The organism is Pseudomonas sp. NPDC077186 (assembly GCF_044543505.1).
Lineage (GTDB): Bacteria > Pseudomonadota > Gammaproteobacteria > Pseudomonadales > Pseudomonadaceae > Aquipseudomonas.
Genome location: NZ_JBITWE010000001.1, coordinates 941911 through 955238, shown reverse-complemented (window position 1 = coordinate 955238; position 13328 = coordinate 941911). Strand labels below are relative to the sequence as shown.

Annotated in this window: 9 protein-coding genes; 5 read left to right on the top strand and 4 right to left on the bottom strand. The window is 66.5% G+C overall.

The genetic code is table 11. From position 1 onward, the window contains the following. Window positions 1-19: 19 nt before the first annotated feature. Window positions 20-2923, bottom strand: a complete 2904-nt coding sequence (locus tag ACIGKL_RS04330; protein ID WP_397485472.1) for a ribonucleoside-diphosphate reductase subunit alpha — start codon at window positions 2921-2923, stop codon at window positions 20-22. Between the two features lie 729 nt (window positions 2924-3652). On the opposite strand from ACIGKL_RS04330, the gene ACIGKL_RS04325 reads away from it, so the two are divergent. Further along, window positions 3653-4378 carry a response regulator gene (locus ACIGKL_RS04325; protein ID WP_397485471.1) on the top strand — a complete coding sequence of 242 codons (726 nt, stop codon included), beginning with the start codon at window positions 3653-3655 and terminating at the stop codon, window positions 4376-4378. Continuing rightward, entirely contained in the window at window positions 4375-5982 is a 1608-nt protein-coding gene (locus ACIGKL_RS04320) for an ATP-binding protein (RefSeq protein WP_397485470.1), read from the top strand. The genes ACIGKL_RS04325 and ACIGKL_RS04320 overlap by 4 nt, the downstream gene beginning before the upstream one ends. 184 nt (window positions 5983-6166) lie before the next feature. Here ACIGKL_RS04320 and ACIGKL_RS04315 read toward each other — a convergent pair whose 3' ends face one another. Further along, window positions 6167-6871, bottom strand: a complete 705-nt coding sequence (locus ACIGKL_RS04315; RefSeq protein WP_397485468.1) for a 4'-phosphopantetheinyl transferase — start codon at window positions 6869-6871, stop codon at window positions 6167-6169. Window positions 6872-7251: 380 nt separating this feature from the next. Here ACIGKL_RS04315 and ACIGKL_RS04310 point away from each other — a divergent pair, with 380 nt between their 5' ends. After that, entirely contained in the window at window positions 7252-9126 is a 1875-nt protein-coding gene (locus ACIGKL_RS04310; protein WP_397485466.1) for an MFS transporter, read from the top strand. A 117-nt stretch (window positions 9127-9243) separates the two neighbouring features. Here the strand turns inward: ACIGKL_RS04310 and sugE are convergent, their stop codons facing one another. Continuing rightward, the gene (sugE, locus tag ACIGKL_RS04305; protein ID WP_021442940.1) at window positions 9244-9558 is read right to left on the bottom strand and encodes a quaternary ammonium compound efflux SMR transporter SugE; all 315 of its coding nucleotides are present in this window, start codon (window positions 9556-9558) and stop codon (window positions 9244-9246) included. 145 nt (window positions 9559-9703) lie between these two features. Continuing rightward, window positions 9704-10651 (bottom strand): bile acid:sodium symporter family protein, encoded by a 948-nt coding sequence (locus ACIGKL_RS04300; protein ID WP_397485465.1) that lies wholly within the window; start codon window positions 10649-10651, stop codon window positions 9704-9706. 249 nt (window positions 10652-10900) lie between these two features. Between ACIGKL_RS04300 and ACIGKL_RS04295 the strand changes: the two genes are divergently transcribed. Then, entirely contained in the window at window positions 10901-12154 is a 1254-nt protein-coding gene (locus tag ACIGKL_RS04295; RefSeq protein WP_100546721.1) for an ABC transporter substrate-binding protein, read from the top strand. A 260-nt stretch (window positions 12155-12414) separates the two neighbouring features. After that, window positions 12415-13323, top strand: coding sequence for a carbohydrate ABC transporter permease (locus ACIGKL_RS04290; protein WP_397485464.1), 909 nt, complete (start codon window positions 12415-12417; stop codon window positions 13321-13323). Window positions 13324-13328 lie beyond the last annotated feature (5 nt).

The following is a 13328-nucleotide window of genomic DNA, read 5'->3' as shown; positions in this document are numbered from 1 at the left end:
GCCGCTCAGATGCGTGCGCTTACTGGCACGCTTCGCAGTCCGGCTCGTCGATGGCACAGGCCTTGGGTACCGGGGCCGGCGCCGGGGCGGCTTGCTCCGGGGCCTTGGCCGGGGCGGCGGAAAGGCCGCTGTCGCCACCGCTGGACACCGCGTTGAGCTTGCCGGTGTTGATGGTGGACTTCTCGGTGCTGGTGGCGGCCAGGGCACGGAGGTAGTAGGTGGTCTTCAGGCCACGGTACCAGGCCATGCGGTAGGTCACGTCGAGCTTCTTGCCACTGGCGCCGGCGATGTACAGGTTCAGCGACTGGGCCTGGTCGATCCACTTCTGGCGGCGGCTGGCGGCGTCGACGATCCACTTGGTCTCCACCTCGAAGGCGGTGGCGTACAGATCCTTCAGATCCTGCGGGATGCGCTCGATCTGCTGCACGGAACCGTCGTAGTACTTCAGGTCGTTGACCATGACCGGGTCCCACAGGCCGCGGTTCTTCAGGTCGCGCACCAGGTAGGGGTTGATCACGGTGAACTCGCCGGAGAGGTTCGACTTCACGTAGAGGTTCTGGTAGGTCGGCTCGATCGACTGCGACACGCCGGTGATGTTGGCGATGGTCGCGGTCGGCGCGATGGCCATGATGTTGGAGTTGCGGATGCCTTTCTGCACGCGCGCGCGCAGCGGCGCCCAGTCCAGGGATTCGGACAGGTCGACGTCGATGTACTTGGCGCCGCGCTGCTCGATCAGGATCTGCTGCGAGTCCAGCGGCAGGATGCCCTTGCTCCACAGCGAGCCGTCGAAGGTGGAGTAGGCGCCGCGCTCGTCGGCCAGGTCGCAGGAGGCCTGGATGGCGTAGTAGCTGACCGCTTCCATGGATTTGTCGGCGAACTCGACGGCCGCATCGGAGCCGTAGGGAATGTGCTGCAAGTACAGCGCATCCTGGAAGCCCATGATGCCCAGGCCAACCGGGCGGTGCTTGAGGTTGGAGTTCTGCGCCTGCGGCACGCTGTAGTAGTTGATGTCGATGACGTTATCGAGCATGCGTACCGCGGTCTTGACGGTCTTGGCCAGCTTGGCGGTGTCCAGCTTGCCGTCGACGATGTGGTTGACCAGGTTGACCGAACCCAGGTTGCACACGGCGATCTCGTCGGCGTTGGTGTTCAGGGTGATCTCGGTGCACAGGTTGGAGCTGTGCACCACGCCCACGTGCTGCTGCGGGCTGCGCAGGTTGCACGGGTCCTTGAAGGTCAGCCAGGGGTGGCCGGTCTCGAACAGCATCGAGAGCATCTTGCGCCACAGGTCCTTGGCGGCGATGGTCTTGAACAGTTTGATCTTGCCGTACTCGCAGAGGGCTTCGTAGTACTCGTAGCGCTCCTCGAAGGCCTTGCCGGTGAGGTCGTGCAGGTCCGGCACTTCGGACGGGCTGAACAGGGTCCACTTGCCGTCTTCGAACACGCGCTTCATAAACAGATCGGGGATCCAGTTGGCGGTGTTCATGTCGTGGGTGCGGCGACGGTCGTCACCGGTGTTCTTGCGCAGCTCGAGGAATTCCTCGATGTCCATGTGCCAGGTTTCCAGGTAGGCGCACACGGCGCCCTTACGCTTGCCGCCCTGGTTGACCGCCACGGCGGTGTCGTTGACCACCTTGAGGAAGGGCACGACGCCCTGGGATTTGCCGTTGGTGCCCTTGATGTAGGAGCCCAGTGCGCGCACCGGGGTCCAGTCGTTGCCCAGGCCGCCGGCGAATTTGCTCAGCATGGCGTTGTCGTGGATGGCGCTGTAGATGCCCGAGAGGTCATCCGGCACGGTGGTCAGGTAGCAGCTGGAAAGCTGCGGACGCAGGGTGCCGGCGTTGAACAGGGTCGGGGTCGAGGCCATGTAGTCGAACGAGGACAGCAGGTTGTAGAACTCGATGGCGCGTTCTTCTTTCTGCGGCTCTTCGATGGCCAGGCCCATGGCCACGCGCATAAAGAAGATCTGCGGCAGTTCGAAACGCACGCCGTCCTTGTGGATGAAGTAGCGGTCGTACAGGGTCTGCAGGCCCAGGTAGGTGAACTGCTGGTCGCGCTCGTGGTCGATCGCGGCGCCCAGCTTGGCCAGGTCGTAGCCCTTGAGCTTGGCGTCGATCAGCTCGAATTCCACGCCCTTTTCCACGTAGGCGGGCAGCGCCTTGGCGTACAGCTCGGCCATTTCGTGGTGGGTGGCGCTGGCGGCCACGCCGAGGAAGCCCAGGCCTTCGGCGCGGATGTTGTCCATCAGCAGGCGGGCGGTGACGTAGCTGTAGTTCGGCTCGCGCTCGACCAGGGTACGGGCGGTCATCACCAGGGCGGTGTTGACGTCCTTCTCGGCGACGCCGTCGTAGAGGTTCTTCAGGGTTTCGCGCTCGATCAGCGCGCCGTCGACCTCGGCCAGGCCTTCGCAGGCCTCGCGGATGATGGTCTGCAGGCGGCCCATGTCCAGCGGCTGCAGCTCGCCGCTTGCGGCGGTGATGCGGATGCTCGGGTGCGGCTGGGCGATCTCGCCGGCGCTGGCGTTCTTGCGCTTGGCGGCCTGGGCTTCGCGGTAGATCACGTAGTCGCGGGCGACCTTTTGCTCGCCGGCGCGCATCAGGGCCAGTTCGACCTGGTCCTGGATCTCTTCGATATGGATGGTGCCGCCGGACGGCATGCGGCGCTTGAAGGTGGCGGTGACCTGCTCGGTCAGGCGCGCGACGGTGTCATGGATACGCGACGAGGCGGCGGCGGTGCCGCCTTCCACTGCGAGGAACGCCTTGGTGATGGCCACGGTGATCTTGTCGTCGGTGTAGGGGACGACGGTGCCGTTGCGCTTGATCACGCGCAGCTGGCCGGGCGCGGTGGCGGCCAGATCCGGGCTGGAATCGGCGCCCTGCGGCACGCTGGCCGGCGAGTTCTCGCGAGAAGTGTCGGTATGCATGGAGATCTCCGTGTTCTGTAATTTGTTTGTTGGACGCCACAGCAGTAGATGCCGTGCCATGTCCACCGTTCATTCCATTTCAACAACTGCACCGCACTCGGCACGGGGCCGGAGGCGGGCGACTTGCAAAGCGGTCAGGAGTGGCACGACTTCGAGTGCCGTCCTGGCGCAAAAGTCTCGGTGGGGCAGTGCTGCACCCCACCTACTAGATATAGTGGTCGGCTTGCGGCGTTGGCCGCGGCCTGACCGGCACGCAGAGGCACCGGGGGCGGCTCTGCGGCTGCGCCCCCGGCAACGCTGGGACGCGCGTATAAACAGCTGGTCGACACACCGGGACAAGCCTGGGAAAAGGGCTTGCGCGAGTCGTTCTTGTTGTGTTCGGTGGCCCGTGTTAACCCAACATCTGGTGGGTGCTGAGCGATGGGGATACAAGATAGTGCGCTGTTTGCGGCAATGCAAGGCGGCTGGGCAAGAACATCCTGTGGATAACTTGTGGGTGTTTTGTGGGTGAATCGCGCGGCATCCGGGCGAGCCCCCATGCTGCCTGGCTCCGACCGTTCGTCGTTGCCGGCGAGGGCGTCTCGCGGGTTTTGCGAGGGTGCCGAAGGGGTCGCAGGTTAACACTACATCTAGTGTTTTTGCAGCTTGATGGCATGAGCTGTGCAGTGCTAGGGCGGTTGTTACAATGCCGACATTTTCCGGTCGCGGCAGTCGAGAGAGGGTGAGGGCGTGGAACAAGAAGCGTGGCAGATCCTGATTGTCGAGGACGACCAGCGCCTGGCGCAGTTGACCCGCGAATACCTCGAAGGCAACGGCCTGCGCGTGGCCATCGAGGCCGACGGCGCCCGGGCGGCGGCGCGCATCCTCGCCGAGCAGCCGGATCTGGTGATCCTCGACCTGATGCTGCCCGGCGAGGACGGCCTGAGCATCTGCCGCAAGGTGCGCGCCGGTTACCCGGGGCCGATCCTGATGCTCACCGCGCGCACCGACGACATGGATCAGGTGCTGGGCCTGGAGATGGGCGCCGACGACTACGTGTGCAAGCCGGTGCGCCCGCGCGTGCTGCTGGCGCGCATCCGCGCCCTGCTGCGGCGTCGCGAGGGCGTCGAGGCCGAGCGCGACGAGGGCGAGCCGCGGCGCCTGCAGTTCGGCCCGCTGGCCATCGACAACGCCATGCGCGAGGCCTGGCTGGGCGAGCAGGGCATCGAGCTGACCAGCGCCGAGTTCGACCTGCTCTGGCTGCTGGCGGTCAACGCCGGGCGCATCCTTTCGCGCGAGGAAATCTTCAATGCCCTGCGCGGCATCGAATACGACGGCCAGGATCGTTCCATCGACGTGCGCATCTCGCGCATCCGGCCGAAGATCGGCGACGACCCGATGCACCCGCGGCTGATCAAGACGGTGCGCAGCAAGGGCTACCTGTTCGTCGCCGAGGCGGCGCAGGCCATGGCATGAACTCCATCTTCCTGCGTATCTACGGCGGCATGCTGGCCGCCCTGGTGCTGGTGGCGCTGCTCGGCGTCGGCGCCCTGCACCTGGTCAACGAGGTGCGCGCCGACCAGTACCGCGAGGGGCTGGCACGCGGCACCTTCCGCCTGATGGCGGACAACCTGGCGCCGATGAACGAGGTGGAGCGCAAGCGCGCCCTGGCGGTGTGGTCGCGCCTGCTCGGCATCCCGCTCAGCCTGCAGAGCCTGGATCAGGCGCAGCTCGACAGCAGCGAGCGCAACCGCCTGCGGCACGGGCAGATCCTGGTGCAGCAGACCGGGCCGCACTCGGCCAAGGTCCACGGCCGGCTCAGCGAGCACGAGCCGCTGCTGCTGACCGGCGAGATCCAGCAGATCAGCGAGCAGCTGGCGCGCGCCACCAACTACCTGCTGATCGACGAGCTGATCCGTCACCCGGTGGACGAGCAGCCCAGGCGCCTGGCCGAGCTGAAGGCGGCCAAGCAGTTCGGCTTCGACCTGCGCCTGGTGCGCCTGCAGGACGCCGGCCTCGACCTCGACCAGCGCCGCCGCATCGACGAGGGCGACACGGTGATGGCCCTGGGCAAGGGCGGCGACTCCATCCACGTGTTCTCCGGCATAGTCGACACGCCCTGGGTGCTGGAGATCGGCCCGCTGTACCAGATGAACCCCTATCCGCCGCAGCTGCTGGTGCTGATCGGCGCCCTCGGCCTGAGCCTGATCGGCCTGATCGTCTACCTCCTGGTGCGCTCGCTGGAGCAGCGCCTGCGCGGCCTGGAAGGCGCCGCCACGCGCATCGCCAGCGGCCGCCTGGACGCCCGCGTGCCGGCCCGCGGCGCCGACTCGGTGGGGCGCCTGGCGAGCAGCTTCAACGCCATGGCCGAGCACCTGCAGAGCTCGCTGAGCATCCAGCGCGAGCTGGTGCGCGCGGTGTCCCACGAGCTGCGCACGCCGGTGGCGCGCCTGCGCTTCGGCCTGGAGATGATCGCCGATGCGGGCAGCGAGACGGCGCGGCGCAAGTACATGGACGGCATGGACAGCGATATCCAGGACCTCGACAAGCTGGTCGACGAGATGCTCACCTACGCGCGCCTGGAGCAGGGCTCGCCCGCCTTGAGCTTCCAGCGCATCGAGCTGCAGGCGCTGATCGACCAGGTGATCGAGGAACTGGCGCCGCTGCGCGGTGGCGTGCGGGTCGAGCGTGGGGCGATCCTCAGCGTGGCGGAAGACGGCGCCTGCTGGGTCGAAGCCGAGCCGCGCTACCTGCACCGGGCGCTGCAGAACCTGGTGAGCAACGCCATGCGCTACGCCGAGTCGCGCGTGCTGATCAGTTGCCAGGTGGGCCACAAGCGCTGCCGCATCGACGTCGAGGACGACGGCCCGGGCGTGCCCGAGGAGGCCTGGGAACGGCTGTTCAGCCCCTTCCTGCGCCTGGACGACAGCCGCACCCGCGCCTCCGGCGGGCATGGCCTGGGGCTGTCCATCGTGCGCCGGATCATCTACTGGCACGGCGGCCGCGCGCAGATCGGTTGCAGCGCCAGTCTCGGCGGCGCGCGTTTCAGCCTGGTGTGGCCGCGGCGGCAGGGGGAGTAGGGCAGCGGCTGGCGCCAGGTGCGTATGCTCGCCGTAGGGTGCGCCGCGCGCACCATTTATAAGGCGATGCGCTTGGGGCGGGTGAAGCAAGGCTTATCGAACCAGCATTCGGAAGCTGGGAAAGGCGGCATCCTTCGAGGGGGCGGTGCGCACGGCGCACCCTACGGGGTCGTGCGCGCCCTGATCAGGCCGCCACCGCCACCAGGCTCAGGACCTTGTCGTCGAACAAGGCGAACTGGCCGTCCAGCTCGGCGCCGGCGCGCCAGTCGGGGCCGAGGTCGAGCAGCAGGCGCAGGCGCGCGCTGTCGTGGTCGGCGCCGAGCAGCTCGGCGTCGTGGAAGTAGAAGCGGGTCAGGGTCAGCGGGTAGAGCGCCTTGAACAGGCTTTCCTTGAGCGAGAAGGTCAGGCCGATGCGCTGGGCACGGGCTTCATCATCCAGACCTTGCAGACGCTGCAGCTCTGCCGGGGTGAGGATCTCGCCCTGCAGGCGCAGGGCGCGCTCGACGGGCAGCAACTGCTCCACGTCCAGGCCGATGGCGCGCCACTGCCGGGCATGGCCGACCAGCGCCGCGGCCCAGCCGTCGCCGTGGGTGATGGAGCCGGTTACGCCGTCCGGCCACTGCGGCGCGCGGTCGGTGCCGACGGCCGGCACGCCGGCCACCCCGGTCAGCCGTCGCAGCGCCTCGCGGGCGCACAGGCGACCGGCCAGGTATTCGCTCTGGCGCTTGGCCACGCCGCGCACCGGGGCGATAGCGCAGCGGGCGAAGTCGTCCGCGGCCAGTCGTGCCGGGTCGAAGCGGGTGCTGATCAGCCGCGTGCCGGGCAGCGGGCGGGGCAGCGGGTCGTGGTCGTCGAGGGGGCTGCAGCAGGCGGGGTGGTAGGCGTTCATGACGCGATTGTGCCGTGGCGCGGACCGCCCAGTCATCCGTCGTTTACATTTCTTTGCAGGCGGGTAACAAAGCTAAACGGACGCTGCCCGGGGCTTTTGTCAGACTGGCCAGGCATTCCCCAGGGAGTGCAGGTGAGGTTGTAGTCAGTGCCTGGCACTGACGTTTTCTCCGAGTTCGAGAACGGTAGCCCGATTGGGCTGCCGTTTTTTTTGCGCCGCGTAGGCTGTGGGAGGCGCTTTAGCGGCGAGCGTTCTAGGGCGTTTGTCGCGGCTAAAGCCCCTCCCACCGATGTCATGTGATTGCAGTCCTGTGGCTTTCGCCGGGGCAATTGCAGTCAAATGCCTGTGCGGGCAATCCGGCCCCGCGAGGACCATGGACGATGACCCAACAATCGCAATTCGCCCTGCTCGGCAAGCAGCGCTTCCTGCCGTTCTTCCTGACCCAGCTGCTCGGCGCCTTCAACGACAACATCTTCAAGCAGTCGCTGATTCTCGCCATCCTGTTCAAGCTCAACACCGGCGCCGACCGCGACCTGCTGGTCAACCTCTGCGCGCTGCTGTTCATCCTGCCGTTCTTCCTGTTCTCCGCCCTCGGCGGCCAGTTTGGCGAGAAGTTCGCCAAGGACGCCCTGATCCGCAAGATCAAGCTGGCCGAGGTGTTCATCATGCTCGCCGGCGCCGCCGGGGTGCTGCTCGACAGCCTGCCCTTGATGCTCGCCGTGCTGTTTGCCATGGGCACCCAGTCGGCGCTGTTCGGCCCGGTGAAGTATTCGATCCTGCCGCAGCACCTGAAGGAAGAGGAACTGGTGGGCGGCAACGCCCTGGTGGAGATGGGCACCTTCCTGGCGATTCTGGCCGGCACCATTGGCGCCGGGGTGATGATGGCCAGCAGCAGCTACGCGGCCATAGTCGCCGGCTCGGTGGTCGGCGTTGCGCTGCTCGGCTACCTGGCCAGCCAGGGCATTCCGCGCGCGGCGGCGGCGATGCCGACGCTGCCGCTGGACTGGAACATCCTGCGCCAGTCCTGGCTGATCATGAAGCTCGGCCTGGGCCAGCGTCCGGCGGTGTCGCGCTCGCTGGTGGGTAACTCCTGGTTCTGGTTTCTCGGCGCCATCTACCTGACGCAGATTCCGGCCTACGCCAAGCAGTGGCTGCACGGCGACGAGAGCGTGGTGACGCTGATCCTCACCGTGTTCTCGCTGGGCATCGGCCTGGGTTCGATGCTCTGCGAGCGCATGAGCGGGCACAAGGTGGAGATCGGCCTGGTGCCGTTCGGCTCCATCGGCCTGACCCTGTTCGGCATGCTGCTGTGGTGGTTCTCCGGCGGTTTCCCCGAAGGCGCCGCGCCGCACGACTGGCTGGCGCTGCTGGGCCATGGCCAGGCCTGGTGGATTCTCGGCTGCATTCTCGGCATTGGCCTGTTCGGCGGTTTCTATATCGTGCCGCTGTACGCGCTGATCCAGTCGCGCACCGCCGAGCACGAGCGGGCGCGGGTGATCGCCGCCAACAACATCCTCAACGCGCTGTTCATGGTGGCCTCGGCCATAGTCGCGATCCTCTTTCTCAGCGTCGCCGGGCTGTCGATTCCGCAGCTGTTTCTGGTGGTGTCGCTGATGAACGTGGCGGTCAACAGCTACATCTTCAAGATCGTCCCCGAGTTCAGCATGCGCTTTCTCATCTGGCTGCTCGGCCATTCGATGTACCGGGTGGAGCACAAGGGGCTCGACGCCATTCCCGACGAGGGCCCGGCGGTGCTGGTGTGCAACCACGTGTCCTTCGTCGATGCGCTGCTGATCGGCGGCGCGGTGCGGCGGCCGGTGCGCTTCGTCATGTACTACAAGATCTACGACCTGCCGCTGCTCAACTTCATCTTCCGCACCGCCGGCACCGTGCCGATCGCCGGGCGCAACGAGGACCTGCTGATCTACGACGCGGCGTTCAAGAAGATCGCCGAGTACCTGCGCAATGGCGAGCTGGTGTGCATCTTCCCCGAGGGCAAGCTGACCGGCGACGGCGAGCTCAACGAGTTCAAGGCCGGCATCGAGCGCATCCTCGAGGAGAACCCGGTGCCGGTGATTCCCATGGCGCTGCGCGGGCTGTGGGGCAGCTTCTTCAGCCGCGACCCGCGCAAGGGCCTGTTCAAGCGCCTGTGGTCGCGGGTGTGCCTGGTGGCCGGCGCGCCGTTGGCGCCGGAGCTGGCGCGGCGCGAGGCGTTGCAGGCGCAGGTGGCGGAGTTGCGTGGGGATTGGCGGTAGCGAACGGTCGTGTGGGGGGGGCTTTCGGCTCGGGCATCCTGCTTCGCTCTACCTCCTGCATCCATGCAGTCGTAGCCGCGATTCGCCGCTAAAGCGCCTCCCACGGAGCGGGCGTGCTCAATGGCTCAACTTGAGCCCGACCAGGCCGCAGAGAATCAGCGCCACGCTGGCCAGGCGCAGCAGCGCCATCGATTCGCCGAACAGGACGATGCCGGCGATCACCGTGCCCACCGCGCCGACGCCGGTCCAGATGGCGTAGGCGGTGCCCAGCGGCAATTCCTTCATGGCCAGGCCGAGCAGGCCGAGGCTGATGACGATGGCGGCGACGGTGAGCAGGCTGGGCAGGGGACGGGTGAAGCCGTCGGTGTATTTCAGGCCGACGGCCCAGCCGACCTCGAACAGGCCGGCGAGCAGCAGAATGATCCAGGACATGATGACCTCCAGTACAAACTGAAGGGGCCGTCCCCGGGTGACTCATCGCCGTTGCGGCAATGCGGAGGTCGTCCTCGCGTCGTGCAGTATTCTGCACATCTTCGAGGCCGGGGCAAGCTGCCCCGGATCAACGGAAGCTTTTGATTCAGCTGGCGCTTTTATCAGAATCCTGACTCATCCGACGATAAACCGTGGCCAGCAGCGGGCCGGACAGGTTGTGCCAGACGCTGAACAGCGCGCTGGGCACCGCCGCCAGCGGGCTGAAGTGGGCGCTGGCCAGCGCCGCGCCGAGGCCGGAGTTCTGCATGCCGACCTCGATCGACAGGGTCTTGCGCTGCGCCAGCGGCATGCCGAACAGGCGCCCGGCCAGGTAGCCGAGACCCAGGCCGATGCCGTTGTGCAGCATCACCACCGCCATGATCAGCAGGCCGGATTCGGCGATCTTGCCCTGGCTGGCGGCCACCACCGCGGCGACGATGGCGACGATGCACACCACCGAGATCAGCGGCAGCACCTCCACCGCGGTCTTCACCCGCTCGCCGAGCAGGCGCTGGGCGATCAGGCCGAGGACGATGGGCAGCAGCACCATCTTGAGGATCGAGACGAACATGGCGCCGAACGACACCGGCAGCCATTCCGAGGCCAGCAGCCAGATCAGCGCCGGGGTGACGAGCGGGGCGAGCAGGGTGGTCACCGCGGTGATCGACACCGACAGCGCCAGGTCGCCGCGGGCGAACCAGGTGATCACGTTGGAGGCGGTGCCGCCGGGGCAGCAGCCGACCAGGATCACCCCGACGGCGATTTCCGCCGGCAGGCCGAAGGCCTGGCACAGCAGCCAGGCCACCGCCGGCATGATGCTGAACTGCGCCAGCACGCCGAGCAGCACCGCCAGCGGGCGCCGCGCCACGTCCTTGAAGTCCGCGCCCTTGAGCGTCAGGCCCATGCCGAACATGATCAGCCCGAGCAGCGGTACTATCCACGCCGTCACCGGCAGGAACCAGCTCGGCTGGAAGAACGCCAGCACGGCGAACAGCAGCACCCAGAGGGCGAAACTGTTGCCGATAAAGCGGCTGAGGGCGATCAGTGCATGCATGGAAGTGGTCCCCGGCAGTGGTGCAAAGCCGGCAAGCCTACCAGCCTCGTCGCGGGTGCGGTACGACGGCGCTTGTGGGAGGCGCTTCAGCGGCGATTTCCTTGAGGCCCTTCCCACGGCTTATGTAACCATTCGGTGACCTTTCTCCGTCCCTTCGTTACCCGCCGCGGCGCAGGCCGTGGTTAGACTCGATTCCAGCGCAAGCACCACGACTTGCCCGCGAATAACAACAACAAGGTGTCTTATCCCATGAAAGCGATCTCTCGCCTGTCCTGTGCCATCTCCCTCGCTGTTCTGCTGCCCCTGTCCGCCACCGCCGGTGAAGTCGAAGTGCTGCACTGGTGGACCTCCGGTGGCGAAAAGCGCGCCGCCGATACCCTGCAGAAACTGGTCGAAGCCCAGGGCCACAAATGGAAGGATTTCGCCGTTGCCGGTGGTGGTGGTGAAGCGGCCATGACCGTGCTGAAGACCCGCGCCGTATCCGGCAACCCGCCCGCCGCGGCGCAGATCAAGGGCCCGGATATTCAGGAGTGGGGCGAGCTGGGCCTGCTCGCCGACCTCAACGACGTCGCTGCCGAGCAGAAGTGGGATGATCTGCTGCCACCGCAGGTGATCGAGGTGATGAAATACCAGGGCGACTACGTGGCGGTGCCGGTCAACGTGCATCGGGTCAACTGGTTGTGGATCAACCCGCAAGTGTTCGAAAAGGCTGGCGCCACGCCGCCGACCACCCTCGACGAATTCTTCGCTGCCGCCGACAAGCTCAAGGCGGCCGGCTTCATTGCCATCGCCCATGGCGGTCAGCCCTGGCAGGACGGCACCGTGTTCGAAGACCTGGCCTTCAGCATTCTCGGCCCCGAGGGCTTTCGCAAGGCCTTCGTCGAGCAGGACCGCGCCACCCTGACCGGCGACAAGATGGTCGAGGTGTTCGCCGCCCTGCAAAAGCTGCGTGGCTATATCGATGCCGATGCCGCCGGGCGTGACTGGAACAGCGCCACCGGCCTGGTGATCGACGGCAAGGCCGGCATGCAGATCATGGGCGACTGGGCCAAGAGCGAGTGGACCGCCGCCGGCAAGGTCGCCGGCAAGGACTACGAATGCCTGGCCTTCCCCGGCACCCAGGGCAGCTTCGCCTTCAATATCGACTCGCTGGCGATGTTCAAGCTGAACAACGCCGACAACCGCAAGGCCCAGGAAGACCTGGCGCGCACGGTGATGGGCAACGAGTTCCAGGAGTTCTTCAACCAGAACAAGGGCTCGATCCCGGTGCGCATGGATCAGGACATGAGCAGCTTCGACGCCTGCGCGCAGAAGTCCATGGCCGACTTCAAGGAGGCCGCTGCCGATGGTGGTCTGCAGCCGAGCCTGGCCCACGGCATGGCCGCCTCCAGCTACGTGCAGGGCGCGGTATTCGATGTGGTGACCAACTTCTTCAACGATCCCAAGGCCGACCCCAAGCGCGCCGCCCAGCAACTGGCGGCGGCGATCCAGGCGGTGCAGTGAGCGTTGGGGCCGCTTAGGCGGCCCTTGCCGTAAGGCGGGTGTAGCCCGCCGCTTTCAAGCCTTCTATCCCAGGCGCATGCCCACAGGCACGCGCCCCGGGATCGGCCGCGCCGCGCTTTTCTCCCCTCTCCCTTTGGGAGAGGGGCCGGGGGTGAGGGATATGGGCAACTCGGATTTTTCGGTGCGCCGCTGCCCCTCACCCCAACCCTCTCCCGAGGGAGAGGGGGCCGACCATGCAACCCGTAACAACGGAGTCAACCATGAGTTCAAACGCAGTCTTCGCTAAAGCCTCGCCGCTGGACGCCCTGCAGCGCTGGCTGCCCAAGCTGGTGCTGGCGCCGAGCATGGTCATAGTGCTGGTGGGCTTCTACGGCTACATCGGCTGGACCTTCCTGCTGTCGTTCACCAACTCGCGCTTTATGCCCAGCTACAACTTCGTCGGACTGCAGCAGTACGCGCGGCTGTGGGACAACGACCGCTGGTGGGTGGCGAGCCAGAATCTGCTGGTCTACGGCGGCCTGTTCATCGCCATCAGCCTGGCCATCGGCGTGTTCCTGGCGGTGCTGCTGGACCAGCGCATCCGCCGCGAAGGCTTTATCCGCACCATCTTCCTCTACCCCATGGCGCTGTCGATGATCGTTACCGGTACCGCCTGGAAGTGGCTGCTCAACCCCGGCCTGGGCCTGGACAAGCTGCTGCGCGACTGGGGCTGGGAAGGCTTTCGCTTCGACTGGCTGGTGGACCCGGAGCGTGTCGTCTACTGCCTGGTGATGGCCGCGGTGTGGCAGTCCTCGGGCTTCGTTATGGCGCTGTTCCTGGCCGGGCTGCGCGGGGTGGATCAGTCGATCATCCGCGCCGCCCAGGTCGACGGCGCCAGCCTGCCGAGCATCTACCTGCGCATCGTCCTGCCGAGCCTGGGCCCGGTGTTCTTCAGTGCGCTGATGATCCTCGCCCATATCGCCATCAAGAGCTTCGACCTGGTCGCCTCGATGACCGCCGGCGGCCCCGGCTACGCCTCCGACCTGCCGGCGATGTTCATGTACGCCCACACCTTCACCCGTGGCCAGATGGGCCTCGGCGCCGCCAGCGCGATGCTGATGCTCGGTGCGGTGCTGGCGATCCTGGTGCCGTATCTGTATTCCGAACTGCGAGGCAAACGCCATGACTGATTCTG